This is a genomic window from Algibacter pacificus (assembly GCF_008033385.1).
Classification (GTDB): domain Bacteria; phylum Bacteroidota; class Bacteroidia; order Flavobacteriales; family Flavobacteriaceae; genus Algibacter; species Algibacter pacificus.
In genome coordinates this window covers 15,278-41,625 of the sequence record NZ_VOGY01000016.1, presented here as the reverse complement: position 1 = coordinate 41,625, position 26,348 = coordinate 15,278, and the positions used below count along the sequence as shown (strand labels likewise).

The following is a 26,348-nucleotide window of genomic DNA, read 5'->3' as shown; positions in this document are numbered from 1 at the left end:
ATTTAATTTAGGGTCCCTTTTATCATTAATTCCAGATCCGTTGATTCTTCTTCAATCCACTCTTCACTCTGAATTAAGTCTGTTATTAGTAATAGTTCTTTCTTGGAAAAAAATTCCGGTTTTAAACCAGATAATGTTTTCGTTAATTCCCAATGACTATTGTGATAATTTATATAAGAACTAATTCTTTTATGTGGTATGTTTGGATATAGAAGCATAATATCACTATTTCTATCTTTTAACTTTCCCTTAACTCTAGAATATATCTGTAAACCAGCTAAATCCCAATCACAGGAATAATATATAGGTTTAGATAGTTCAACTTCGTCAATGTCATCTAATATTTTTATGTTATTCCCTCCAACATACCACATTTTAACTTCTGTATTTCTAGCAATCCAAGGTTGTTTTAAAAATGATTTGTTTTCACATAAAACAATTGCTTTTGGATTTTTATAATCAACGACTAACCTCCATTGATTTTCTTTTTTATCTAGGGGGAACTGATCAATACCCAAAATAGAAAAGACTGCCTCTCTAACGCTTTTCTTCTCTTTTAAATATTTAGATATTTCAAAAAATTCATTTGAAAAATCTTCGATATTGGTTGGGTTATTTTTTAATTCTTCTTTATTTTCATTAATCAACATCAATGTTTTAACATCTTCTAATGTAAAACTCTTTTTAGCTGATGGCTCAATTCCGTTTTTAACTAAGAACTTTTTAGCTTCTTCATATTGGATTTTAAATTCCTGTTCATAAAATTCTTCATACTCATCAGTAGTAACAATGACTTTTATGTTATCTGGTTTTAAATCCAAAATTCTCCTTTCATTTATTAAATAATTGATATAAGGATGTTTTTGAATACTAGCTCTAGTCTTTTTAAATCTATAGATATCATCTAGTGCTTTTAATTCTTTCCAAGTGATATTTTTATTCATTACTAGATAGAGATTGTATGTATTGGTCGATGTCTTCAGTCACATCTTCAGAAAAAATTCCTAAAGGTGGTACGTAGCTATCAACATCAGCCAAGTTATTCATATTCATAACATAGATGTATTGACCGTTATCTGTGATTTCTCCTGCGGTCTCAATTGCCATAGTTATAATTTGATATCTTTCTTTTTTAGCAAGTTCGTGCAACATATCATAATTACTTCCTAAACCTTCCGCTTCGTCTATAGGCATAATTTTTAATCCTTTTTTATCTCCTTCTTCAATTAGTGATAGTCTAGCCAAACATAATAAAGCATTGGCTGCATAGGTCTGCCCATTACTACCAGAATTAACCTCTTCGTTTTCGAGTTTTAATTCAAATGTCAAGTCAAAATAGGATTTTGGGTTCATTAATTCCTCTGGTTCAACTTTAGAACTTCCACCAAGCTTTTGAAATGCTTTAATCATCATTTCATTAATGTCAATTTCTTCTCGAAGTTCACTAAATAAACCTGTATAACTTAGTTGATTATGCAACTGTTTTCTAAAAGTAGTAAGCCAGTTTTCTGGGTAATGAATTGATTTTTTTGAAGATAATGATGCCTTATTCCCACCCGTTATACCTCTATTTCCTTTTTTAAGGTAGCTGTTAATTTCATTAATTTTTGTTAAATATCCAGTATAAACTTTATATACATCATTAAATATGCTACCTAAAATCTCAACTTTTCTAGAACCTATTTCCTGAATATCAAGAGTCAATTTATTTAATCTTTCAACTATGTCATTTTCAATTAAATCTTCATCAACATTTATTGTTGGAAAAACAGTAGGTAGAAGGTAATTTGCTAATTGTCCTATTGATGCTGTTTCATCATAAGGAAGGTCTTTGGTTATGATTTTTAAATATTCAAAATAAGCACGTTGTACTTTTTTTGCTTTTTCCTGAAAGGAATTGTCACCACCATCATCAGGGTTTAGTGTTTCTTCAATATTTTCATCAAACCTAATCTTTGATTTAAAAAGCTGTTCGTTCAAATTTTGGGTTTCCATTATTTGGTCTTTTGCCAAAGTAAATTGTTCTTCTTTTTGTTGTATCTCCCTTTCTAAATCTTTTATAGAATTTAAAAATTGATGTTTTAAGCTTGATAAAGAAAGTTTAGATTTATTGTTATTGTCTTTGGCATACGTTTCTTTGAACAACTTTTCATCAAAGTTCTTTTCTTTTAAGTTTTCTTCCTGAATCTTCAAATGTTGTTTCTCTATCTCTATCCTTTCATTTAATAATTTATTATTAATCAAATCGTTATTTTCAAAAAGGTCTGACCGTAACTCTTTAATTCTTTTTTGATGATTTTGTATTAGGGTCTTTCTATTTATATTTTCGTCATATCTTTTCTTTAAAGAATTGTATTGTTTTAGGATACTTGTTTTGTCTTCATAAGACTTTATATATACTTTAAAAGTATCTTCTGTTATATCTTTTATACTATCATCTATATTGAAATTAAGTAACTGGTCTTTTCTTTTAAAAAGCTCTATATGCTTTTCAAGATTGCTATATTCAAACAGTGTATCTTTAAGGTGCTCTTCACTTTGTTTTTTAGCGATAAGTTTAGACAGTTTTTCTTCAACACTTTCTTTCAATTTTGATAAGGATTTTACAATATCCTCTGGTTTATCAACGTCGAGAACCTGATGCTCTGAATATGAGATAAATTCATAAACACCATCTAGATTGAGCCAAAATCCATTTTCAGTTTTATCCTTAATATTTGAGGCTATATTGTGAAAAAGTTGCTCTGGAAATGGGACATATCTATTCGCATTTTCTTCTGAAGGTTTAATCTTACCAAACTTTTGATAATAAATTAAAATACTTTCAAGATTATGCGATAGAGGAAACTTTAGGTTATCTATAGCCCAATTTACCAAAGACTCTGGATTATTTAAATCTGAAAATCGTGATAAAGATTCAAGTTCGTTTACTTCTTTCTTTAAAGCTTCAATTTTTTTTGAATATGCTTTACTTTCTTTCTTATAATCGATTAACCAGTTGGATACTTTAAATACATCTAATACATTATGAGTCGAGAGATGTTTTGTAAATTCTTGTAAAGCTGTTCTATTATTAGTTTCTTCATATTGTTGTTTAAACCAGGTATTTACTTTCTCAATATTGTTATTGTTAGACGTAAGCCATTTCTCTACAATATCAACTTGTCTTTTGGCGTTACTAATATTTATAAACTTACTTTCAATATCGTGTTTAGAATTATCAACTTTAGTTAACTCCGCAACTTTAATTTTAATATCTGACAACTCTTTAAGCTCCTCTATTTTTATTTCCAAAAGTTCATTTTCGACAAATTGCAATTCACGTTTTCTTACATTTAATTGCTCATTTATTTTGAACTTCAACTCTGTAGTTTTCTTTTTGAAGCTATTCCAATAACTATATTTTTTTATTAAATATTCTGTGTATACAGATTTATATTCCTTTTGTTTTTTTAATGCCGTCTTTAATAAATCCTGCTTATTATTGATGAGCTCTATCTCTTCAGTATATCTTTTATGCTCGTGAAAATCATTGCTTATATTTTCGACTTCTTCATTATATTTTTCAATTATGGCATTTTTTTCATCATCTCCAAAGAGGAATTTTTTTAAATCTTCAGATTCGGTTTTAAAACCTTTTCCCCTTGAAAATGACCTCAAGATATTTGCATATGTTTTGAGGGTTTCATTTTTAGTCAAATTTAAAGATAGGATTGAATTATCATAAAGAATTTGATGGTATTGCTTTCTCCTGAAAGATTTCATTCTAACAAATTCAATCTTTTCACAAAGGCTATTTAATGTATCAACTTTATTGTCCAGTAATAAATCCTTATAAAAAATCGGTTTGCTTAATGCAGTAGGGTTCTCCCAATCATAACCGTTTTGAATAATAAACATTTCGGCAGCATTACTCGTTCCCTCAATATAAGCACCAATAACAATGTATTTTTTTGGATTGACTTCAATATTTAAAAAAATATAACCTCTAGATGTTGAATGACCTTTTGGGGTAATTAACATTCCTTTGATATCTCTAATCTTATTGCTTTCTGTCGCAGATTTAAACTCACTTGATCCAACAAGAACTAATTGTATCATATCGGCTATCATACTCTTTCCACTACCACTTTCGCCACTAAAATCTGTTCTGTATGGATGGAAAAGATAATCGGCATTAAAATGTTGTTTAATACCTATTGTTGACAAACTATATATACGAGGATAATTATTCAGCATCTTTCACTTCCTTTATTAAATCATCAATGGTTTCAATCTGTGGTTGATAGTAAATTCGCAAGCGTTCAAAAGATGGCATTATTTTAAATTTATCTTTTTCATCTTCCCTTTCCCATATTAACCACCCTAAATCTCCAAACTTTTCAAAAGATTTCATTATAACGGTTTCGAATCTTTGATCACCCAAATCTGTACTTTTATCAGAAGAATTATCATTAATAAGTTTCCTCAATGCATTTTTCTGTTCTTCATATTCCTCATATAATAGTGTGGTAAATTCAGACACACTGTCTAGTTCAATATTTCCATCTAGCTTATACATCTTTAAGAATAGCATCCCGATAATAATGTATTCGCTTTTTAAGTAATCGCGATTATCAGAAGGTACATTTCCTTTACCATCTTCATTGAAATTTAAATAATAGTAATTATCGAAATCATTACCTTCTTTTATGAGATTTAAGTTGAAGAAGTTCTTATAGTAATCTTTAAGCGACTCATAGTTTTCTGATTCACTTAAAAATCGATATAAGTTTGCATTCAAAGGGTACTCTCTTTGAATATGGATACCGCTTCGAAGAGCATAATCAAGTTTTGCAAAGGTGTTTTTTGCTTTCTTATTATACAAAAAACTATATGATTCTATTCTTTCCGTATTGTCATTTGCCATAAGGATATTCCTTTTTTTGTTGCGCCGTATATTGGTTCTTTTTTGATAGCCACATTATATTTAGTTCTACTTATAATGTTCTTTCTTATAATACTATGAGCTGTTTTAACAGCAATTGTGAGCTGATCTTCTTCTAGAATTTTAAAGAAAAAAGGTGTGAAGTTAAAAGTACCTTTTTCTTCCAATTCTTTAAATGCCAAATTGGTCCAGTAACGTATTCTTTCTTTGTCCTGTTTCCATTTTAGTGTCTTTTCTAATAGCTCTCTTCTTTTGTTTACATTAATCTTTCTTTCTGTTACTTTAATAGGTAGTTTTGGACTTATTTCTCTTATTGGTATAACATTAAATTTGAGATTATGTTCTGTAGATTTAACCAATAATTCTGGCAGGTTATCTGGAAGTTTAATTTTTTTTGCTCCCCCTTCTCTAATTACTACAGATTGTTGTAGTAAATAGTCAATAAACTTGTTTGTTTTCCTATCGAAGTTCTTTTTATTGAAATCATAAATGAACTCTCTAATTCTTGGTTTAATTTTTTCAATTCTTTTACTTACTTGCTCTAATTGACTTCTAGAATTATCGTGAAAAGTTTGAACTCTGTGAATATTTGCGATATAGTTTTGCCCCTTGTTTTCTTCTAGTAATCCTAGTAAAAGGTCATCTATATCATATGAGATTTGAAATGCATTTCTTAACTCGGATGCTTGTTCTTTAATAACTTCAAGACGTATTTCAATACCTTTAAGGACATCAAGTATGTCTTGATTCCTAGAATTTATTCCTGTTTTAAAATCTTTTACCGATTCGTTAACCTGCTGGTCTAAAATTTCTATTTGTGAAGTAAGTTCAGGAAGTCTAATCTCAAAATGATCTTCAATCCATTCGTTAAAATCTTTGTTTTGCTCAATGTTTTCAGTGAGACTTTTATGCAATTCATCAAAAAATCGTTTAATTTTAGCAGGATTGTATTTTTCGATTAAACGTTTTTCAATATTCTGACAAAGCTCCAGACCGTATTTTTTAAACTGATAAGTTTTCTTTGAAGCATTTCTCCAAAGGAAGGATTCCTGGAATCTTAAAATTATAGAATTATTTCTATTGTATTCTGTTCTAGAGCTGTCATTACCTTGATCTTTAAATACTTTATTAATCGTTGATATAATATTCTCTTCAGTAAAGTCTTTATCCTTATACTTTGCGTATAGAGACAGAAGAATTAAACCGTCGATTTTATCGGGGATTAATTTTTCATACTGATCTTTTGCTTCTCTATATAGGTTAAAGCTATTCATAACTATCACTTTTTTTCAATATCCGAAACTACCACTACCAATATATCGCTCCCTAACTTTTCTTTTATCTGAGCTTCTGTGATTTTCTCAGGAAATGCGATTGCTAAAAGGTGTTTAGGTCTTGACATTGCTACATAAATTATACGTTTCTTTTCTTTAATAAAGCCATCCTCATCAGGCTCTAAATCCCTGAAATTAATATTACTTGCGTGGTTGTTTTCGTCAAAAAAAATCAAAATTGCATCCAATGTTTTTCCCTTAACTTGATGAATTGTTGTAAGTGAACTGGTTTTATCAATATCCACTCGATTGAAGTGCATTGATACTGGGTTGGTGCGTGTAGCCTTAGCAAAATATTTTGAGGTCTTTTTTAAACCGAAATCTAAATCATAGTCAAGGTTTAAAGCTTTCTTTATATATGCGGGACATAGTTTTGACCATTCTTCAACCGTATTAGAGAGTTCTGGCAATCCTTCAACAAACCATATTACTCGCGCATTGAGTTGGTAATCAGTTTTAAGTTCAGCTCGCAAATGACCAAATTCTACAAAAGAGAGTCCTCTATTTTCTAATCGAATAACAATGTTCCTTGCTATGTTTATGGCATCCTTTAAATTTTTGTCATCATATTCAATCTTTGCAGTGATTAGGTCATAAACCAAGGGGTTGTGCCAAGGTCTTTGTTGTGCATCCCGACCAAGCATTTTGTTCCTTATACTATTACCTCGCACCACCACCTTATTTTTATTAAATCCCTTACTGATACAATATTCTTCAAAATGACTTATGATATCACTTCTGCCATCGGCTTTGTACCTGTAAATAAGTATCGGCTCTTTTAAATCGGTTTCACAGGCTGTTTTGATTGTGCGTTTATCTTGTGACCTTAGTAGTGAAAAACAGTCTATAATACGTTGTGGGGACCTTCTGTTATTTGATAAATCCAGGCTAACATAATCATCTCCTTCATACTTGTCCAAGAATAGCTGTGGGTTGGCATCTCTAAACTCATAAAGACTTTGATAAGGGTCGCCAATGAATTCGATATTCACTAATCCTTGATTATTGAGTTCTTCGAAAATTCGATGTTGCATAAGTGAATTGTCTTGTGCTTCATCGACGATTATGTGAGGAAACCTTTGTCCAAGCCATTTGCTTATTTTTTGGTTATTTCTAAGAAGCCTAAGTGCAATAAACGCTGAGTCGTTAGTAGTAATTAAACCTTTTTCAAACTGCCATCCTTTGATATATTTACAATATTTTTCAAAGACATCTAAATCTACTTTATCTTCTGAAGGTGCATTTCCATTTACGGTATAGCTACCATCTGGTTCTAATCTTATAGAGGATGGTAAATATTGATAGTATATGCTTCTGCCAGTTTTGGCTTTAAAAGAGTTCATAGGGTTTTTAAGACCATCAACCAACTTACCACTTCTATTCTTGTACTTGGTTTTCCAAAATGTATCTAAACGGGCGTTGTTTTCTAAAATTTGCGGTCTAGCAAAATTCCTTTCTAAAAGGTAATAAAAGGGCAATGTAATGAAGGTGTTGATAAAGCTATCAATTGTGCTAACCAAATTTGGATATTGAAGAGTATTACCCGAAAGTAAATTGTATGTATGGTTAAGTTCATCTTTTGCTGCATTGGTAAATGAGATACAGGCAATACCTGAGTGATTACCGTAAGTACTTTTATATGCATCTTCAAGGTGAATGACTTTTTGGGCAATTGCCGTAGTTTTTCCACTGCCTGGACAAGCATTTAAAACTACTTTACCTTTGGCATCAAAATACGCTTGTAATTCATCTGTAATATCCAGTTTCATACTTATCCTTTTAAGTGCTTTAAACTTTTACGTATGTATTTTGGGATTACAAATTCTTTCCGAGCTCGCCTTAAGTTTTTGAGAATGTAAAGAGAAAAGTTTTGTGAAAATGTACCTTTTGAAGGAAACGACTTCCACAACAATATAGCAGTCTTTCTTTGCTGCTCTTCAGAAAGTTCACCATCTATAACTGAATCCACATAGGTAAGTATAGCTTCTGCTTTTTCAGACCTATTTTTAGCAATGTATTTGAATAAAAAGTTGGCTTCGATACCTCCTTTTGTCTTCGGAATATTTGCAAGAGCCAATTCGTATTCAAGAGTTTTTTCTGCCGGAAAAACTTTAATGGTGTCTTTACCATTAATAGCCGAAGTAATGTTGGGTATCCTTGATGATACTTCCGCTACCTGAATTGAAGCGTCCAATTCATCAAGTTTAGCATAATCATCCTCAATCAATTTTTTAAAAGAAAATTCTTTTTTCTTAGACTCAGGAAACCTGTCATTGTCAGTTAAAATTGAAACAGGCTTGTTGATAGACCTGCTAGGTTGATTTGAGTTAAACAAATGGATGAATGGGTAAAAACTCGTCCCACCAATATTCACTAATTCAATTCTGTAATCCTCTAAACGATATTTTTTGACTGCTGCAAAGGCTGTAATTAAAAGTTCTTCAGAAATACCTTCAACAAAAAGAACTGCTTTTGCAAATAGTAGTTGAGATTTTGTTACGTCAATATATCTTTCAAGTTGTTTTCTTCTAAATCTAAAGTTCGAGCTGGTCAGTTTATTGTTTTTTACAGTATCTTCAACAATTTCTTCAGAAACCCTTTGCTTAAACTGTTTACTTAATTGAAACGCTTTACCATCCAATAAAATCAAATTTTTGAGTGGTACTTTCGATGTAAGAGTAGGCGAATGTGTCGTGATAAATAATTGGCTATTTTTTGAAGTGCTTGAATCTCTTAAAAAACTATATAAGCTTAATTGAAGTTGTGGATGCAAGTGAGCTTCAGGTTCTTCAATCAGTAGAGCAAAATGAGGAACTTTGTTTTCTTTGATTTGATCCTTGATGTCACCGAGAACTGTTGCTATATATATGAGATTATTTTGCCCTAAGCTATTTTGCCAGAGTGAAAATCCATCCCCAGCTAAACTAACCCTATCGTGAGGTAAAAACGGTTTTATAGCGTTAACAATGTATTCAGTTTTGGATTGCTCTATTTGAAGGCCAATTTGATTATCTTTAAAACGTTGGTATATCCCTGTAAGATTATCGTTGACACCATCACGTGTCTCTGAAACTTCTGATTGTGCCAAAAGCTCATCATTAGCATTCCGCATAATACCTTCTATAACATCCTCTGTTTCGTTTTTTTCTACCCGTCTTTTAATGACACGTCCCAATACATTACCTCTGCTGGTTAATAAATCTCGGGTACTGTCTCTTAAGCCACTTAAATAGTAGTGTTGAAAAATTGCGAATGTATTATAATCGGCTTTTTGACCTTCAACATTGCCTGTGTAATATGATGAAATTGGGTATTTACCACCTTTATTTTCATAGGTTAGCGTTACCTGCGCATATTCGTTTTCGCCATCGGGGTCGATGACCATATACTCGTATAAAGCACCTTTTTGAGAAGCGGAAAGCCCCTTAAACTGAAAAACTATAGTAATCTTATCAGTTCTTGTTATAGTAATTTTCTCATCTTCATCGTACGCCACACTTTCGTGAAAGTCTGCAAAACTTACTGAAATATCTCGAATGGGTTCTCCCATATTGTAAAGCAATCTTATGGCATCTATCACCGCTGATTTGTTACTTCCGTTTTCCCCAATCAAAATGTTGATACTACGATTGAAGCTAAGGGTCATTTCTTTAATTCCTCTAAAATTTTTTATATATAATTTAGATAGATACATTTATTATTAATTTATTTTTTGAGTAAATAAAAAAGCCAATGAAATATCATTAGCTATTAAAAACTTTGAGTGCTTAGGGATTTTTTTACACACTAAATATACAAATTATGTATTTGTTTTATTACGGTTTACCTCATTTTGTTAAAATTTGTTTCAAAGTTATATTCTCTTATCCTTACTTTCCTTATCAAAAGCAATCAAATTAAAGAGTTGCCTCATTCTGGAACGTACACGATTACCATATCGTTCTTCTAACTCTTGAGCATTAAGGTTTGTGGTTGCGTGGGTTCTTATTTTACGCTGAAGGAATAGATCGTAACGCGATAAGAGGATTTCGCCCATAACATTGCAGTCCTTTCCAAAATGTCTACCGGTTGTTTCTACTCCTAAATCATCAAAACAATAGAAATTACTGTTTCCATATTCTTGAATGGTTTTATATCCAATATTGTTAAATGCAAACGTGATATTTCTTGCAGGAATAACTTCATAGGGTTTATGGTGTGATACAATATGCCTTAACAGTTTCATTAAACTGGTTTTACCACAACCTACAGGACCAGACAATAGAATACCTTTATTTGGATCTATATTTAGTTTTTCGCAAGCTTCAAAATCGCGAATAAAATAAATGCATAATTTGTAAAGCACTACCTTATCTTCTTCATAAATCTTGAAGTTTTTGCCAAATAACAACTTTCCTTTTGCATTGAGGTAAATGAGAATACTTTTGAAATCATAATGGATATGATTGTCTTTGAGTTCGCCAAGTTTGTATTGAACGCCTTTCTCAATGATTATGTGAGGTTGATTTGTGTTCATATTTGTATTTATGAGATTGCTTCACTTTGTTCGCAATGACGATGAGATTCTGAATCAAGTTCAGAATGACAAAAAATTAAAGTGGTTCATTGTAGTTTTTGTTTTTAGTAGTCTTTAGGTTGTCTGTATTTGGAACAGCTCGATTAGGTTTTTCCTTGTTTTCAAAATCTTCTAAATCTGAATTTTTTAAATTTTCCTGTTTATGAATGTTTTTGTTTTTTATAGTTTGTATATGTTTATATATAGGTACCAGTGCTTGTCCAGTGCTTGTCTCGATTTGAGTAGAGCTGTGTCCCACTACTTGTCCAGAGCTTGTCCCGAATTTGAACATCTTAATTTTGCTTCCGCGATAAGGATTGTGAGATGGGAAATACAAGATATATTTCCAATGGTTTAATTCCTTGATGCATCTGTGATAGGTAGATTTAGAACCAATTTTAGATAATTGCATAACCTCATCGCGGTTTATATAAAACTCTTCTAAAAATCGATTTAAATTCCACAACTGAAATAATGCTATGTATAAGCTTATGTGGGTTGGATTTAATCGATTATCTTTTGAGAATTGGACAAAGATTGAATTTAGATGTTTAATATAATTAACGTCTTGCATATTAGTTCTATAGTTTAAACGCCAATGCACCAGCTGGCCTCTCCGCTAAAAACATCCACTGGATGTTTTTTAAACGCTCGATCCTGTAGTTTACTTCTTGCATATGAGTGAGATTGCCACGTCGCTACGCTTCTCGCAATGACACTAAAATTTGTTATGGATTCGGTTTTCTTCCATTACTTTGAGGATTTCTTCGTAGTCGTAATAGATGACTCCACCGACTTTTGTGTATGGTAATGTGCCATTGATACGAAGATTTTGTAATGTTCCTGGTGAGATACTTAAGAGGTCTCGAACTTCTGGTGACTTGAGCCACTTTTTAGGTGCGAAACCTGATTGATGATTGATTATTGCTTTGATGTCTTCTAATAATTCTAATTTGAACTCTCGAAGATCTTCTGTTGTGATAATTGTTGCTGCCATAGTAAACGATTTTGTTTAAAATAGCTACCGCTTTGAATATACATTCGTAGCAGTAGCTATTAATGTGATTTAGCTCACGAACTTTCACATTTTAATAAATATGTGTTCATGAATCTGTCGATTTGACTTTCGTTTGGCAAATATGAAGTGAATTGATAAGTTATATTCCCAAGTTGGGAATGGGTTGGGAAGAATTTTAACAGTTTTAGATTTAATATTTCTGATCATCATTCTCCATTTTTTGGTCAAGACATTTTTTTAGATGTTTGATAAAACGAGATCTATCCATTTTACGTTCTCTAATTTCTAAATATGTTCTATAAAAATTACCAAGGTCTATTGAAAATATCTCTTCGCAAATAGTAGCCATCTGTTTAATTTCTGCCTTTCCGTTTTGAATAGCTCCCGATGCTTGTAACGCATATATAAGCTCCACTAAATCGGTTTTACTTCCTGTCCAAACGGAATTATCTAATGGCATTATAGTTAGGGTTTCTTTGAAAGGCTGTAGCTCTTTTCTACGCAAAAAGTGTAATTCTGAATTAAAGTGATTAATTAATAACTCTGAAGCAATGATTTGCGCAACCATATTATCATGACTTGTTGAGAACTCTGGATCTGTATAATAATGAGAGGTGTCAGAAATAAGTTCTGAAGAATCTTTCCCTCTAACGAAATAATACTTGTCTAATTTAGTTTCTTTTTGTAAATAATATTTTTCAAAATCAAGATAGGCTTTTCTGCGCCTGTCTAATTCCTCAAGTTGCTGGTCAATAAATTTACGTTGTCTTTCTAAAGATGTTTTAGGTCTTTCTAAAATACTTTTATGAATTTTTACAAAAAATTTCAACCTACCATAAACAAAAGGTTTTTGTTCTTTAAAAAAAATTATTTCTTCTTGAATAGAATCAAATTGATTAACTCTTACAATTAACCTTAATTGGTGTAGGCAATCTCTAGATACTTGTATCCCTTTTGAAGAATTTATGATTACAGAAAGATCAGATCTTTCGATTTCCTTAATACTTTTTTTGAAGGTATTAAGTACTTTTTCAATTTTTAGTCTTGCTTTTTCATTCAATATTTCCTGTGTTAATTAAACTTTTTGCTTCTTTACACTAATCAAATCAATTCTTAATAAGATTATTAGTTGAGTAAGGATAGAAGCGTGTTAGGTGTATATCCTGACCATCTTTTTACCTCTTTAATAAAATGATTCTGATCGTAAAAACCATAGTGAAAAAAATCAGGGGTACATCCTGTTGTATGAATATGTTTAATTGCTAATCTACAGCGAATCATTGATTGTACCTGTTTTGGAGATAATCCGGCATATTGCATAGTTATTCTTTGAAGGTGCCTTTGACTTATTTGGAGCATTCTTGACATTCGACTTGCAGATGATGCATAATTTTTTCCGCCTATGATGAGTTCTAAAAATTGGTTCCATAGAACTTGCCCATTTCTATCCTTTCCACAAGAAATTTTTTCAATTTGATGATTAAAAGTATTCATAAAAATATCTGGTTGGACTTCTTCAAAGAAAGGTGTCAACCAATTGAAAGCAGGTAATATCTCTTCCTGTAAAATAATTTTATTGGTTAATAGACTTGTTTCTTCCTTGAAAATAGGCAGTGTACTTCCAAATTGAAAGGTCACTCCAAAAGCCAGATTTCCTTTGGGGTGTACATATTCTGCAAAATTGGTTCTTGGCCCTAGAATGCGTGTATCTTTTATAACTAGAGACCCCGACTGATTATCTTTAACTGTATATGGAGACCCAAGGGTAAACACCCAGTTCACGTAGGGATAGGCAAAAATATATTCCGTCACTCCACACTCTTTTATGCTTAAATCAAGTAGCCAATAATAGCGTATTATATGACGTAAATGTTCTGGTGGGGAAAATATTTGATACATCTATCTATTTAATTTTGATTTTATTTTTACCAACTCCCCAAGTAACTTTGTTTCTTGGACTTGTGCCTCTAGGTTCATTTGCTTTGCTATCCTTACAACTTCAAAATTGAGGGTGTCTATTTCAGTTTCCCTTTTATTTCGAATATCCTGTAATGTGGAAATAAATTGTCCATCGGACATTTTACTGATTGAAATCACCTGATCCTCGACTTCTTTAGCTTCCAAAGCAATCCCTTTTTTCTTGGAGATAAGCACACATTCCTTAATGATTCTCCTCGCTAGGTAAAAGACTTCAGTATTTCTATGGAAAATCCCATTATCAACGTCCAATAAAGGACATATGGAATTGAACACACAATTTGCAATCGCCTTTTTCCATATTGTTTTATCGATTTGTTTTTCAGAAATAAATCTGAATTCTGGTGTATCCATTTCCCTTACAATTGTTTCTAAAACTGTATTATTTTGCCTGATTATACCAATGGGAGATTCCGCTACAGGCTTATAGCTTACTTCATTTTTTGAAATATTTTGACTGGTTGCAAAAAGTACGCATCTATAAATCTCTTGAAAATCATGCTCGATAAATGATCTTTCTATACCTAAACCATTCTGCAAGATAAGTATTGGAGAATTAATAGCTTTGCTTTTTAACTTTTTGGCAAGCTCCTTATTACCAAAAGATTTGTTGGTTAGTACAACTAGACTATTATTTAAGTCAGAAAAGTTACATAAAGAATTAAACCTTATATCCGTTGTCAACTCTTGACCTGATTTAAGTTTCAATGTTATTTTTTCACTATACGAACTACCATCATCCACGCGTCCGCGAATAAGGTGAACGTCTCTACCATGTCGTGTTAAGCAAACGGCCAATGCCTTACCAATTGCTCCTGCGCCTATTATATATATAGTCATTATATTTTTGATTTTACATAAACAACAAATTACGTTAAAACACACTATTTTAAATAGTATAAGTTGGACATTTTAGTCTAATGTCCAACTTATACTATCTTACTTATAGTGATTTAATGACTTTTGTTAAAAAAACAAATGAACAAAAATGATACGGTTTCTGCAGATTATACACAACATATTTCAAGAGAACCTTTTCCCAATTCAAAAAAACACTATGTAGTTACTGAAATAGGCTTGAAAATTCCTTTTAGAAGCGTAAAGCAAGATAAAACTACCATAAATGGGACAGAAAAAGATACCACAAATCCAGAAGTATTCCTTTATGATACCAGTGGACCCTATACGGATCCAAAAGCAACTATTGATTTAACCCAAGGGCTTGCCGATGTTAGGGAGTGGTTGGCAAAAGACAAGAAACTCATAGAACTTTCACGACCATCCTCTAAATATGGGAATATACGTTTAAAGAATACTACTTTGGATACATTGCGATTTCCAAATATTCGAAAACCGAAACGCTCTATAAAATCGACCCATACCCAAATGTATTATGCAAAACAAGGTATAGTTACTCCAGAAATGGAATACATAGCAATTCGGGAAAAACTAATGATGGATAATTACAAGCAGCATTCTGGAAATAGTTGGGGCGCAAATATTCCTCAAAAAATTACTCCAGAATTTGTTCGGGACGAAGTGGCTAAAGGTCGTGCCATCATTCCTGCCAATATTAACCATCCCGAATTAGAACCTATGATAATTGGGCGTAACTTCCTTACTAAAGTGAATGCTAATATCGGAAACTCCGTAGTGACATCTTCTATTGCAGAAGAAGTTGAAAAAGCGGTATGGGCTTGTCGTTGGGGAGCTGACTGTATTATGGATTTATCCACAGGAGAGAACATCCACGAAACCCGAGAATGGATTATACGAAATTGCCCTGTGCCATTAGGAACTGTGCCTATTTATCAAGCGTTGGAAAAAGTCAATGGAAATCCTGAAGCATTAACTTGGGAGCTTTTTCGTGATACCCTAATAGAACACGCGGAACAAGGCGTGGACTATGTTACATTGCATGCAGGGGTACTATTAAAATATATTCCACTTACCGCTTCACGGCTTACGGGTATTGTTTCGCGAGGTGGAAGCATCATGGCCAAATGGTGTTTGGCACATCATAAAGAAAACTTTATTTACACCCATTTTTCTGAACTATGCGAAATATTGAATAAATACGATGTTTCCATTTCATTAGGTGATGGACTTCGCCCAGGTAGTATTGCAGATGCCAATGATAAAGCACAGTTTGCTGAATTGGAAACCTTGGGAGAACTCACGAAAATCGCTTGGAAATATGATGTTCAGGTAATGATTGAAGGTCCAGGGCATGTTCCTATGCAGTTAATTAAAGAAAATGTGGATAAGCAATTGGAACTTACTCACGAAGCCCCTTTTTACACGCTAGGTCCACTCACTACGGATATTGCTCCGGGATATGATCATATTACGAGCGCTATTGGAGCTGCCTTGATTGGCTGGTTTGGTACTGCTATGCTTTGTTACGTAACCCCTAAAGAACATTTAGGGTTACCCAATAAAGAAGATGTAAAGGATGGATTGATTGCCTACAAAATAGCAGCCCACGCAGCAGATTTGGCAAAAGGTTTTCCATCTGCCCAATATAGGGATGATGCATTGAGTAAAGCAAGGTTCGAGTTTCGATGGGAAGATCAGTTCAACCTTTCACTTGACCCCTATAGAGCTCGTGAATATCACGATGAAACTTTACCTGCAGAGGGGGCGAAAATAGCTCATTTCTGTAGTATGTGTGGCCCTAAATTCTGTTCGATGAAAATCACACAGGAGATACGCGAACTGGCCCATGAAAAAGCAGCTACAGAAACGAAAGTCATTGAAGAAGGTTTAAAGGAAAAGGCTGAAGAATTTACAAAAAAAGGATCCTCCATTTACTTATGAAGCAACCAAAAGTATTATCGATTGCTGGGTTTGACTCTTCAGCGGGCGCAGGAATTCTAGCAGATATAAAAGTATTTCAGCATTTCAATGTCTATGGTTTTGGGGTAATTAGTGCCTTAACCATCCAAAATGAATCAGAAATTCGTGGCATCCGTTGGTCGACAGAAAAAGAGATTAAAGATCAGATAGATGTCATTTTTTCCTTTCACACTATAACTGCCGTAAAGATTGGAATCTTAAAAGATTCCGACACTTTGAAATGGTTGGTCAAACTTTTAAGAGACTACGACCAAGACTTAAAAATTGTATGGGATCCTATATTCAAAAGCTCTAGTGGATTTAATTTTTGGAATGAAATTGACCCAAAACAGTTATTAAACACCATTGAACTTATTGACCTAATTACACCAAACAAGGAGGAATACTCAAAACTTTGGAATAATGATGCCATTCATAAATTTAATGGACATACCTCTGTTTTGCAGAAATCAGTTTCTGAAAATGAAGAATTTGTAATTGACTACTTGTGGTGGAATCAAAATGTACATCATCTAAAATCCAGAAGATTTACTGGCTTTGATAAACATGGTACGGGTTGCATACTGTCTTCGGGCATAACAGCTGGACTGGCACTGGGTTTAAATATGAAACAGGCTTATTATAAATCAAAAGAATTACTCAATCACTATATATTAAGTAGTGAGTCTTTACTTGGCATTGCTTAAACAAATACGCTATGACACAGAATAGAATATCCAAAATTCATTTTATCACTCAAAATATGCCCCATAAAACACATCAGCAATTGGCACTTGAAGCCTGTGAAGCCGGTGTTGATTTGGTACAGCTTCGACTCAAAGATATGGAAAGGTCGGAAATGCTTGATATCGCATTGGAAACCCAAAAAATTTGTAACCTTTTTGATGCTACTTTAATAATTAACGATCATTTGGATATTGCTCTTGAGATTGATGCAGATGGTGTTCACCTAGGGAATGGAGATATGGATCATAAGATTGCTAGAAAAGAACTTGGAGTTGATAAGATTATTGGAGCAACCGCCTATAATGAAAGAGAAGCCAAGTTTCATCAATCAAATGGTATTGCCGATTATATTGGACTAGGGACTTTTCGTAAAACAAGAACCAAGCCTGAAATTGATTTTTTTTTATCTTTGGATGAGATTGGTCAGCTGGTTACAACTCTACAGAAAATGGATACTCCAACGATTCCTCTATTGGCTATCGGAGGGATACGGTTAGATGATATTACACCGCTTCTTTCAGTCGGAATACACGGTATTGCCATCGCTTCCCTTATCAATGAAAGTGAAAACAAAAAGCTAACATTAAAAACCATTAAAGATGCTTTTCAATAAAGCAAATGAATTAGAAAATGAAAGCAATAACAATCGACATCAGAAAGAATAAATTGGATACCCGGTTTATAATTGATTTTATATCCAATTCCTATTGGGAAAAGGGAGAACAATTGAGCAGATACAAAAAGTATTGAAAACTTCTATAAACTTTGGAGTTTATAGAAATAATGAACAAAAGAATTGAGCTTAAAATGAATACAATTGAAATCCGGCAGGCAAGTAAAAAAGATGTTAAATTCATAGCACTTTTAGGTAGAATAACATTCTCTGAAACCTTTGCTCATTATTTTAGCTATGAGCAGGATTTACTTGATTATCTTGAAGCTACTTTTTCTCTTGATAAAATGGAAAATAGCATCGATAAACCTAATAATAAATATTGGATAGCTACAGTTAATAATTTACCTGTTGGCTATGCCAAACTTAAATTAAATTCGGCATCAGAATTTACCCTAGCCAACCAGGTATGTCAACTTCAAAAAATATATGTTCTTAAAGATTTCCTTTCTATGAAAATAGGGAGTGAATTACAACATCATCTACTAAAAAAAGCAAAACATTTGGGTTTTAAAGAAATCTGGCTTTCGGTACTCCAAGAAAACACTAGGGCTATAAGTTTTTATAACAAAAGTGGATTTGAAAAAATTGGTGAACATGATTTTCAAATTGGTAGGGAAAACTTTCGTTTTTTTGTAATGAAAAAAGATTTACAAATAACAGAAGAATAACACAAATGAAAAAAATAGGATTAGTTGGTGGAATCAGTTGGACATCAACCTTGGATTACTATAAATACATCAATGAAGGTGTTAATGAAGCTTTAGGAGGTTTACATTCTGCCGAAATTATTCTTTATTCTCTGAACTTCGCTGATATACAAGACAAAGGATGGTTAAATTCTTTTGATTTGCTTTTAAAAGCTAGTAAAGAATTGGAAAAAAGCAACGTTGACGGCATTGCTTTATGTGCCAATACAGCACATTTATTTACCGATGAAATTCAGAAAAAAATCAATATTCCAATAATCAGTATAATAACCGCAGCTGCACAGGAGGTTAATTCAAGGAAAATAGATAAAATAGGTTTATTGGGAACAAAGTTTACAATGGAAATGGATTTTTACCGAAAAAAATTAAATGAACACCAAATAGAAGTGCTTATACCTGAAACACTTTCTGATATTGAGCGTATTCATTATATCGTAAAAGAAGAGTTAGGCAAAGGTATTATCAAAGAAAGTTCGAAAAAGGAGTTCGTTAAATTTTCTGAAGATCTTATACAAAAAGGGGCACAAGGTATTGTTCTAGGCTGTACTGAAATCCCACTTTTAATTAGCGAAAAAGACTTTAATTCAACCCCTGTTTTTGATACCACCAAGATTCACGTGCAAGCTATTTTAGATTTTATTTTGGATGAAAATTAATCGAAAATGAAGCTTTCTCCATCCTCTGGAATATAACATCTATTGGAAAATCCATTCTCTAAAACTTTTTTAGAAATATATTCTCTGGTTTCTTTACATGGACTAATAGCTTCCAGATGTGTTACAAGGACTTTTATTTCTGGAAAGGTTTTACATAATGCTACTATATCTTCTGATGTCATTGTAACAGGTGCACCAATTGCAAATGTAGCTGCACCACCTGCTACTACCACATATTGTGGATTGTATAAGTTTATTACCGCTTTTACTTCTTTACACCAGATGGTATCGCCGGCAAAATAAATACACTCTTCATTTGTTGAAAAGACAAAACCATTTACGGTTCCCATTTTTTTTCCGATTTCTCCAGTACCATGCAAGCCTTCCGTGAGTGATATGGAAATTTCTTTAAATAGCATATTGTTTTCAAAGCTTTTTATGTTTTTAAAGCCATAGTTTGCAATCGTTTCTGCAATAGCAATAGGGCAAATAATAGGCAGGTTTTTATCTAAACGCTCTATAGCCGCTTTATCCCAATGGTCTGGATGAAGATGGGTTACTACAACCGCATCTATACTTGCTAAATAATTGTCTAACTCTTTTGTGTCAAACGGTAAATCTACTAAGGGATTCGGTTTATTGTCCTGAGTCCAAGGAAAAACTCCAAACGAAGATTTTTTCCCCAGCATAGGATCTATTAAAAACTTTATGTTTTTTATATGTAGTAATACTGTTGCATTTCGCCATAATTGAACTTCCATAGTGTTTGTTTTTTATGAATAATTTATATTCACTAAATTAGTGACACGTTATGTATACTTAAAGAAGTTTACCTTTAAGTAACCCACTTAAAAACCTAATTATGAATTATAATGAGTTTGAAAATTGCGGAGTAAAGCGAAGTTTAGATTTACTTTCAGGTAAATGGAAACCCTTGATTTTGCATCATCTATTCCAAGAAAAAGAAATACGGTTTATTGAATTATGGCGTAAAATGCCACGGGTATCAAAAAAAGTTTTGTTGGAACAATTAAAACAGCTAGAAGAAAATAATATTATTGAACGAATAGAATTTAATGACTTTCCTCCAAAGGTGTTTTATAAAATCCATGAAGAAGCAAAAGAACTAGGAAACCTTTTAAAAACTCTAGACGATTTTGGCAATAAACATATTAATTAATCTTACTTTTCTTTATATTCAATTTTGCCTTAAGCAATCCAATATCCTCACTCACTTTTCTTTCAACTACTTTAGCATATATTTGAGTAGTAGCAATTTTAGAATGTCCAAGTAACTTTGACACTGTTTCTATGGGCACACCATTACTCAAAGTGATTGTAGTAGCAAATGTATGTCTTGCTATATGAAATGTTAAGTTCTTTTTGATTTTGCATAAATCAGCAATTTCTTTTAGATATGCGTTGAGCTTTTGATTTGAAATATTAGGGAATAAGGTTTTTGTTTTCTTTGCTTTTATATGGTGTTTGTATTTTTGAATTAATTCTTCAGCGACTGTAAGTAATGGGATTTTTACTTTGTTATGTGTTTTTTGTCTATTGGTGATTATCCATTTTCCACCATCAATACCGAAAGTGATATTATCTTCGTTGAGGTTCATTACATCAATGTACGATAAGCCTGTATAGCAACTGAACACAAACAAGTCTTTTACGAGCTCTAATCTTTCAATTTCGAATTCCTTATTAATAATATTCTGCAATTCATCTTCTCTTAAAAATTCACGCTCGTTTTTGATATAAGTAGGCTTGAATTTTATAAAAGGGTCTTTATCTATCCATTCCATCTTATAAGCCAACGTAACCATTTTACGAAGTCTTTGAATATGCTTCATAACCGTATTGTTTTCCATTTGCTTTTGGTGGTCCTCCGGAACATAAGAACGCAAGAACTTTTCGAAGTCAACCAGGAAACGGAATGTTAATTGAGACAAATAGATATCTTGTATTTTCTTATTGGTTAGGAATAGTTTGATATACTTTTGGGTAGTAAAGTAATTCTTTAAAGTACCGTAACTTAATGATTCACTCATTTGGGTGTTGTGATAATCAACCAATGTAAGTAGAGAATATTCTTCGTTATCTTCTCCTAGAAACCTTGCTTTAATGGATTGGGCACAAATAAACGCTTTTTCTTTTACAAGTTGATCGTGAGCTTCATAGATTCTATTTTTAACCTGGTCTAAATATCTGTTGAGTAGCCGTGATTCTTGTTTGTTGCATCTTGCTCTTCCTTTATTAGAATCCCATTCGGAAAGTACTACTTTTCTTTGTAAACTGATATTTGCTCGTTTTCCGTTTACGGTAACTCTCGCAAAAACTGAAACTTGATTATTTTTAATACGAGTGGCATTAACCCAAAATGACAGGGTAAAAGTGGTTTGTGATTGCATAGTTGTCGTCTTTTAGTTAAACATTCATTCAAGACGAAAGTCAAATCAACTATTTCAATTACAGTATTTTAAGCATCTATTCGGTTCACACTTTTTGTGTTTTGAAACTGTGAACCGAATTGTGAACCGAATTAAGTCATATTAATTCAATTCTTATGATAGCCCAAAAACCATAAAACCTTGTAAATCATACGATTTACAAGGTTTTAGTTTCTATTGGTATTAATTTTTGTCGGGGTGGCAGGATTCGAACCTGCGACCTCCGCGTCCCAAACGCGGCGCGATAACCGGGCTACGCTACACCCCGAATTAGCTATCTATAACGGGGTGCAAATATAAAGCTTTTTTTGAATATTCAAATTTATTTCACTTTATTTTTTCCTTTAAAATTAAAATAATTTTTAACCCAAAAAACCAAATAACATAAACCATTGATTTACTATACATTAAACAAAAAAAAAGAACAGACTTAATCTCTAATTCAAATAAAATATATTATTTTAACCTAAATTTGAGAAGCATAAAAAGCCTTGAAAATGAAACTTACCCTGTATAGCCTATTTGTCACACTCATTACTTTAACATGTTGTGCACAACCATTAGCATCTTCAGTAGAGGCAAAAACACCTACAACATTAAATTACACTACAGAAATTGTAGTTCCAGGAATTAACATTCCTTGGGGTATGGATTTTCTACCCGACGGCAGCATGCTTATTACAGAAAAAGCGGGCGAACTTATTCATTTTAAAGATGGACAAAAAACAAATATAGCTGGCCTACCCGAAGTTTACCTTCGTGGACAAGGCGGTTTATTAGATATTAAAATTCATCCTAATTATAAAAATAATGGATGGATTTACATAACATACGCTTCCGCGGAAGGTGAAGGCGATGGTGGTAATACCGCCCTAATGCGTGGCAAATTAAAAAATAACGCTTTTGTTGAAAAACAACTATTATACAAAGCCACACCAAACACTAAAAAAGGTCAACATTTTGGTTCCCGAATTGAATTTGACAAGGATGGTTACCTCTATTTTTCTATTGGCGAACGTGGCAATCGCGATGAAAATCCACAAGATATTACTCGAGATGGTGGAAAAATATACCGTTTAAATGATGACGGAAGCATCCCTGCCGATAACCCTTTTGTAAACAGCTCCAACGCCAAAACTGCTGTTTTTAGTTACGGACATCGCAATCCACAAGGCATGGCCATACACCCAAAAACAGGCGCTATTTGGGTGAATGAGCACGGCCCGAAAGGTGGCGACGAAATTAACAGCATTGCAAAAGGTAAAAACTACGGCTGGCCAGTAATTTCCTATGGCATCAATTATAGCGGTACGCCCTTTACAGAGCTGACAAAAAAAGAAGGCATGGAACAACCTATTTTTTACTGGGTACCTTCTATTGCACCAAGTGGTATGGCTTTTGTTACGTCAGACAAGTATCCCGATTGGAAAAACAGCATCTTGGTGGGCTCGCTAAAGTTTCAATATTTAGAACGCTTAGTACTTAAGAATAATACCGTGATAAAACGCGAGATTTTATTTAAAGATATGGGACGTGTACGCAACGTCATTCAAGCTCCAGATGGTTATATTTATGTTGCTATAGAAGGCACAGGTATTGTTAAAATTATTCCGAATAAATAAAATAAATATTATGAAATTAATTGCATATTGTATTATAATGGGCTGTTCTATATACAGCACCATCCTAACGCCTTTAAGTGCACAACAAGCAGATCCTCTAAAAGAAAGCAAGGTTCGTGGTCGCGAAATTTATAACGATTTCTGCGTGTCTTGTCACTTACCAAATGGTAAAGGCGTAGAGCGCATTTATCCGCCCTTAGCAAAATCGGATTTTCTACAAAAAGAAAGAATAGCGAGCATTAAAGCCATAAAATTTGGGCAAACAGGTCGTATGGTTGTAAATGATGTGGTGTACAACGGCACCATGATGCCTTTAGGTTTAAGCGATGATGAAATTGCCGATGTTATGAACTACATTACCAATTCTTGGGGCAATAAGAATGACAAAATGATTACCAAAGACGAAGTTTCAAAAATTAAAAAATAAAGATTCCGGAAACCTTTACATTTAATTAACTTTGCAGAAAATTAAAAATTCATGCTAATAATAGGAATTGCAGGCGGTACAGGCTGCGGAAAAACAACAGTTGTAAACCAAATTCTCCACGAATTACCCGAAGGTGAAGTGGGTATTATTTCCCAAGATTCTTATTATAAAGACACCTCTCACCTATCTTTTGATGAACGTGTTAATATAAATTTCGATCACCCACGCTCTATCGATTTCGATTTACTAACCTCGCATTTAAAAGCGCTAAAAAAAGGAAAAAACATCCATCAACCCGTGTATTCTTTTGTAAACCATAATAGAACGGGAGATTCTATTTTAACGCATCCGCGGAAAGTTATGATTGTTGAAGGGATTTTAATTTTAACAAATCCGGAATTACGAGATATGTTTGATATTAAAATATTCGTGCATGCCGATACCGACGAGCGTTTAATTCGTCGTTTAAGACGCGATATCTCCGAGCGCGGACGTGATATTGATGAAGTGTTAACCCGTTACCAAACTACGCTAAAACCTATGCACGACCAATTTATCGAGCCTATGAAAGAATATGCCGATATCATTATACCAAATAATAAGTATAATACGGTGGCTGTGGATATTGTGCGTACCATTATCAACGACAGACTATAAATGGCAAAATTCAATAAAAATACAAGCAAATATCTAAAACCTTTCAAAAATTGGTTTATCCTAATTTCTGCGGGATTCCTAATTTGGATGATATTTTTCGATGCTAATTCTTGGCTTATTCACCATGAATTAAACAACGATATTGAAGCGCTAGAAAACGAAAAAGAATACTATAAACGTGAAATTGAAAAAGATAAGAAAGCAATTAAAAAAATAAGTTCCGAAGTAGGCTTAGAAAAATTTGCTCGCGAAACCTATTATATGAAACGTGAAAATGAAGACATTTATATTATCGAATATGAAGATAGTTTAAACGTAAAAAATAATGAGTAGTGGTTTATTCGAAACTTTCAATGCGGTTTCTACAAAACAATGGAAACAAAAAATCCAGTTCGATTTAAATGGAGCTGATTTTAACGATACCCTTATTTGGAATTCAAACGACGATATTGCCGTAAAACCATTTTATAATGCCGACGATTTAGAGAACCTCGCCCTTACATCAACCGCAAGTACGTCTCCATGGCACATTGGACAAAGCATATTTGTTGCCCATGTAGAAAAATCGAATGTAAATGCCTTAAACGCGATTAAAGGCGGAGCGGAATCTATTCATTTTATTATACCCTCAGAAGACGCTATTTCTATTGAAGATTTACTTAAAAACATCAATACAGAAACTGTTTCCATTCATTTTGAATTACAGTTTTTATCTGTAAATTTCATAAAAAAACTAATAACCCTTACGGGGAAAAACAACATTACCGTAGCGGTTGATATTATTGGTAATCTTGCCAAATCTGGCAATTGGTTTCAAAGTCTAAACCATGATTTTTCAACATTTGAAACCAGCCTTCAAACATCAAAATCTGTAACGATAAACACAGCGGTATATCAAAACGCAGGTGCCAATATGGTTCAGCAATTGGCCTATGCTTTGGCTCATGCTAACGAATACCTGCATGCTTTAAAACCAGAATCGCTTGTTGGTAGTCAAATCTCTTTCAATGTTGCTATAGGTTCAAATTATTTTTTCGAAATCGCAAAACTTAGAGCATTGCGCCTACTTTGGGAAACTTTAGCTGAAGAATACAACATACATATCGATTGCCACATTAACGCCACACCTACAAAACGCAACAAAACGCTATACGATTACAATACCAATATGCTGCGTACTACCACCGAATGTATGAGCGCTATTTTAGGTGGTGCCAATACCGTTTACAATTTACCTCACGATGCTATTCACCGTAAAACCAACGAATTTAGTGAGCGTATCGCAAGAAATCAATTACTTATTTTAAAACACGAAAGTCATTTTAATAAAGTCAATACCATTGCAGACGGTAGTTATTACATAGAATCTTTAACGCATCAATTAGCAGAAAAAGCACTCGATGTATTTAAGGATATTGAACGTAACGGCGGGTTTTTAAATCAGTTAAAATCGGGCACCATTCAACGAAAAATTAAAGAAAGTGCAGACAAAGAGCAGCTACAATTTAATAACGGGGAAGCTATTTTAGTGGGTATAAATAAATTCTGCAATCCAAATGATACTATGGCGCAGGACTTACAACTTTACCCTTTTGTAAAAACAAATCGAAGAAAAACATTAATTGCGCCCATTATAGAAAAACGGTTAGCAGAACAAGTAGAGCAAGTAAGGCTTAAAAAAGGAAGATGAATAAGCTGTCTTTCTAAAAAAACCGTTGTAACAATCCATAAAATTACCATAAACGATTAACGCTTAA

25 protein-coding genes and 1 tRNA gene are annotated in these 26,348 nt (G+C 32.9%); 11 read left to right on the top strand and 15 right to left on the bottom strand.

Going from position 1 to position 26,348, the window contains the following annotated elements; genetic code table 11:
- Positions 1-2: 2 nt before the first annotated feature.
- The 12 genes from FQU21_RS16395 to FQU21_RS16340 all read right to left on the bottom strand — a co-directional run bounded on the left by FQU21_RS16395 (position 3) and on the right by FQU21_RS16340 (position 14,651).
- Positions 3-944, bottom strand: a complete 942-nt coding sequence (locus FQU21_RS16395) for a hypothetical protein (protein WP_147679090.1) — start codon at positions 942-944, stop codon at positions 3-5.
- Positions 937-4,239: a hypothetical protein gene (locus FQU21_RS16390; RefSeq protein WP_147679089.1), complete on the bottom strand. Its 3,303-nt coding sequence runs from the start codon at positions 4,237-4,239 to the stop codon at positions 937-939. The genes FQU21_RS16395 and FQU21_RS16390 overlap by 8 nt, the downstream gene beginning before the upstream one ends.
- Positions 4,229-4,909: a condensin complex protein MksE gene (locus FQU21_RS16385; RefSeq protein ID WP_394348412.1), complete on the bottom strand. Its 681-nt coding sequence runs from the start codon at positions 4,907-4,909 to the stop codon at positions 4,229-4,231. The genes FQU21_RS16390 and FQU21_RS16385 overlap by 11 nt, the downstream gene beginning before the upstream one ends.
- Positions 4,882-6,201, bottom strand: a complete 1,320-nt coding sequence (locus tag FQU21_RS16380) for a hypothetical protein (RefSeq protein WP_147679087.1) — start codon at positions 6,199-6,201, stop codon at positions 4,882-4,884. Before FQU21_RS16380 ends, FQU21_RS16385 begins: the two co-directional genes overlap by 28 nt.
- Before the next feature lie 5 nt (positions 6,202-6,206).
- Positions 6,207-8,030 carry a UvrD-helicase domain-containing protein gene (locus FQU21_RS16375; RefSeq protein ID WP_147679086.1) on the bottom strand — a complete coding sequence of 608 codons (1,824 nt, stop codon included), beginning with the start codon at positions 8,028-8,030 and terminating at the stop codon, positions 6,207-6,209.
- Positions 8,031-8,032: 2 nt separating this feature from the next.
- Positions 8,033-9,955, bottom strand: coding sequence for an ATP-dependent nuclease (locus tag FQU21_RS16370; protein WP_147679085.1), 1,923 nt, complete (start codon positions 9,953-9,955; stop codon positions 8,033-8,035).
- A 159-nt stretch (positions 9,956-10,114) separates the two neighbouring features.
- Positions 10,115-10,777 carry an ATPase gene (locus tag FQU21_RS16365; protein WP_147679084.1) on the bottom strand — a complete coding sequence of 221 codons (663 nt, stop codon included), beginning with the start codon at positions 10,775-10,777 and terminating at the stop codon, positions 10,115-10,117.
- A gap of 76 nt (positions 10,778-10,853) precedes the next feature.
- Positions 10,854-11,390 carry a lysophospholipid acyltransferase family protein gene (locus FQU21_RS16360; protein ID WP_147679083.1) on the bottom strand — a complete coding sequence of 179 codons (537 nt, stop codon included), beginning with the start codon at positions 11,388-11,390 and terminating at the stop codon, positions 10,854-10,856.
- Between the two features lie 144 nt (positions 11,391-11,534).
- Positions 11,535-11,813: a helix-turn-helix domain-containing protein gene (locus FQU21_RS16355; protein ID WP_147679082.1), complete on the bottom strand. Its 279-nt coding sequence runs from the start codon at positions 11,811-11,813 to the stop codon at positions 11,535-11,537.
- A 211-nt stretch (positions 11,814-12,024) separates the two neighbouring features.
- The gene (locus FQU21_RS16350; protein ID WP_187269408.1) at positions 12,025-12,894 is read right to left on the bottom strand and encodes an RteC domain-containing protein; all 870 of its coding nucleotides are present in this window, start codon (positions 12,892-12,894) and stop codon (positions 12,025-12,027) included.
- Positions 12,895-12,959: 65 nt separating this feature from the next.
- Positions 12,960-13,733: a helix-turn-helix domain-containing protein gene (locus tag FQU21_RS16345; protein ID WP_147679081.1), complete on the bottom strand. Its 774-nt coding sequence runs from the start codon at positions 13,731-13,733 to the stop codon at positions 12,960-12,962.
- The gene (locus tag FQU21_RS16340) at positions 13,734-14,651 is read right to left on the bottom strand and encodes a ketopantoate reductase family protein (RefSeq protein ID WP_147679080.1); all 918 of its coding nucleotides are present in this window, start codon (positions 14,649-14,651) and stop codon (positions 13,734-13,736) included.
- Positions 14,652-14,789: 138 nt separating this feature from the next.
- Here FQU21_RS16340 and thiC point away from each other — a divergent pair, with 138 nt between their 5' ends.
- The 5 genes from thiC (at position 14,790) to FQU21_RS16315 (ending at position 19,435) form a co-directional block, all read left to right on the top strand.
- The gene (thiC, locus tag FQU21_RS16335) at positions 14,790-16,631 is read left to right on the top strand and encodes a phosphomethylpyrimidine synthase ThiC (protein WP_147679079.1); all 1,842 of its coding nucleotides are present in this window, start codon (positions 14,790-14,792) and stop codon (positions 16,629-16,631) included.
- A complete protein-coding gene (locus FQU21_RS16330; RefSeq protein ID WP_147679078.1) occupies positions 16,628-17,356 on the top strand; it encodes a hydroxymethylpyrimidine/phosphomethylpyrimidine kinase in 729 nt (242 codons plus the stop codon). The genes thiC and FQU21_RS16330 overlap by 4 nt, the downstream gene beginning before the upstream one ends.
- Before the next feature lie 11 nt (positions 17,357-17,367).
- Entirely contained in the window at positions 17,368-18,009 is a 642-nt protein-coding gene (gene thiE, locus FQU21_RS16325; protein WP_147679077.1) for a thiamine phosphate synthase, read from the top strand.
- Between the two features lie 152 nt (positions 18,010-18,161).
- A complete protein-coding gene (locus FQU21_RS16320; RefSeq protein ID WP_147679076.1) occupies positions 18,162-18,740 on the top strand; it encodes a GNAT family N-acetyltransferase in 579 nt (192 codons plus the stop codon).
- A 5-nt stretch (positions 18,741-18,745) separates the two neighbouring features.
- On the top strand, positions 18,746-19,435 hold the full coding sequence (locus tag FQU21_RS16315; RefSeq protein WP_147679075.1) for an aspartate/glutamate racemase family protein: 690 nt from the start codon (positions 18,746-18,748) through the stop codon (positions 19,433-19,435).
- On the opposite strand, the gene FQU21_RS16310 is transcribed toward FQU21_RS16315, so the two are convergent.
- Positions 19,432-20,196, bottom strand: a complete 765-nt coding sequence (locus FQU21_RS16310; protein WP_147679074.1) for an MBL fold metallo-hydrolase — start codon at positions 20,194-20,196, stop codon at positions 19,432-19,434. The two genes, FQU21_RS16315 and FQU21_RS16310, sit on opposite strands and share 4 nt — an antisense overlap.
- Before the next feature lie 101 nt (positions 20,197-20,297).
- Between FQU21_RS16310 and FQU21_RS16305 the strand changes: the two genes are divergently transcribed.
- Positions 20,298-20,615 (top strand): winged helix-turn-helix transcriptional regulator, encoded by a 318-nt coding sequence (locus tag FQU21_RS16305; RefSeq protein ID WP_147679073.1) that lies wholly within the window; start codon positions 20,298-20,300, stop codon positions 20,613-20,615.
- Here FQU21_RS16305 and FQU21_RS16300 read toward each other — a convergent pair.
- Positions 20,608-21,846, bottom strand: coding sequence for a site-specific integrase (locus FQU21_RS16300; protein WP_147679072.1), 1,239 nt, complete (start codon positions 21,844-21,846; stop codon positions 20,608-20,610). The two genes, FQU21_RS16305 and FQU21_RS16300, sit on opposite strands and share 8 nt — an antisense overlap.
- A 232-nt stretch (positions 21,847-22,078) precedes the next feature.
- Positions 22,079-22,153: transfer RNA gene (locus tag FQU21_RS16295), tRNA-Pro, on the bottom strand.
- 229 nt (positions 22,154-22,382) lie between these two features.
- On the opposite strand from FQU21_RS16295, the gene FQU21_RS16290 reads away from it, so the two are divergent.
- Genes FQU21_RS16290 through FQU21_RS16270 form a run of 5 tightly spaced genes read left to right on the top strand, consistent with a single transcriptional unit; the run spans position 22,383 to position 26,281 of the window.
- Complete coding sequence (locus FQU21_RS16290; protein WP_147679071.1) at positions 22,383-23,507, top strand: PQQ-dependent sugar dehydrogenase; 1,125 nt, start codon at positions 22,383-22,385, stop codon at positions 23,505-23,507.
- A 10-nt stretch (positions 23,508-23,517) separates the two neighbouring features.
- On the top strand, positions 23,518-23,934 hold the full coding sequence (locus tag FQU21_RS16285) for a c-type cytochrome (protein ID WP_222708017.1): 417 nt from the start codon (positions 23,518-23,520) through the stop codon (positions 23,932-23,934).
- A gap of 51 nt (positions 23,935-23,985) precedes the next feature.
- Entirely contained in the window at positions 23,986-24,591 is a 606-nt protein-coding gene (gene udk, locus FQU21_RS16280) for a uridine kinase (RefSeq protein ID WP_147679070.1), read from the top strand.
- On the top strand, positions 24,592-24,924 hold the full coding sequence (locus FQU21_RS16275) for an FtsB family cell division protein (RefSeq protein ID WP_147679069.1): 333 nt from the start codon (positions 24,592-24,594) through the stop codon (positions 24,922-24,924). It begins immediately after the preceding gene.
- On the top strand, positions 24,917-26,281 hold the full coding sequence (locus tag FQU21_RS16270; RefSeq protein ID WP_147679068.1) for a methylmalonyl-CoA mutase subunit beta: 1,365 nt from the start codon (positions 24,917-24,919) through the stop codon (positions 26,279-26,281). The genes FQU21_RS16275 and FQU21_RS16270 overlap by 8 nt, the downstream gene beginning before the upstream one ends.
- Positions 26,282-26,348 lie beyond the last annotated feature (67 nt).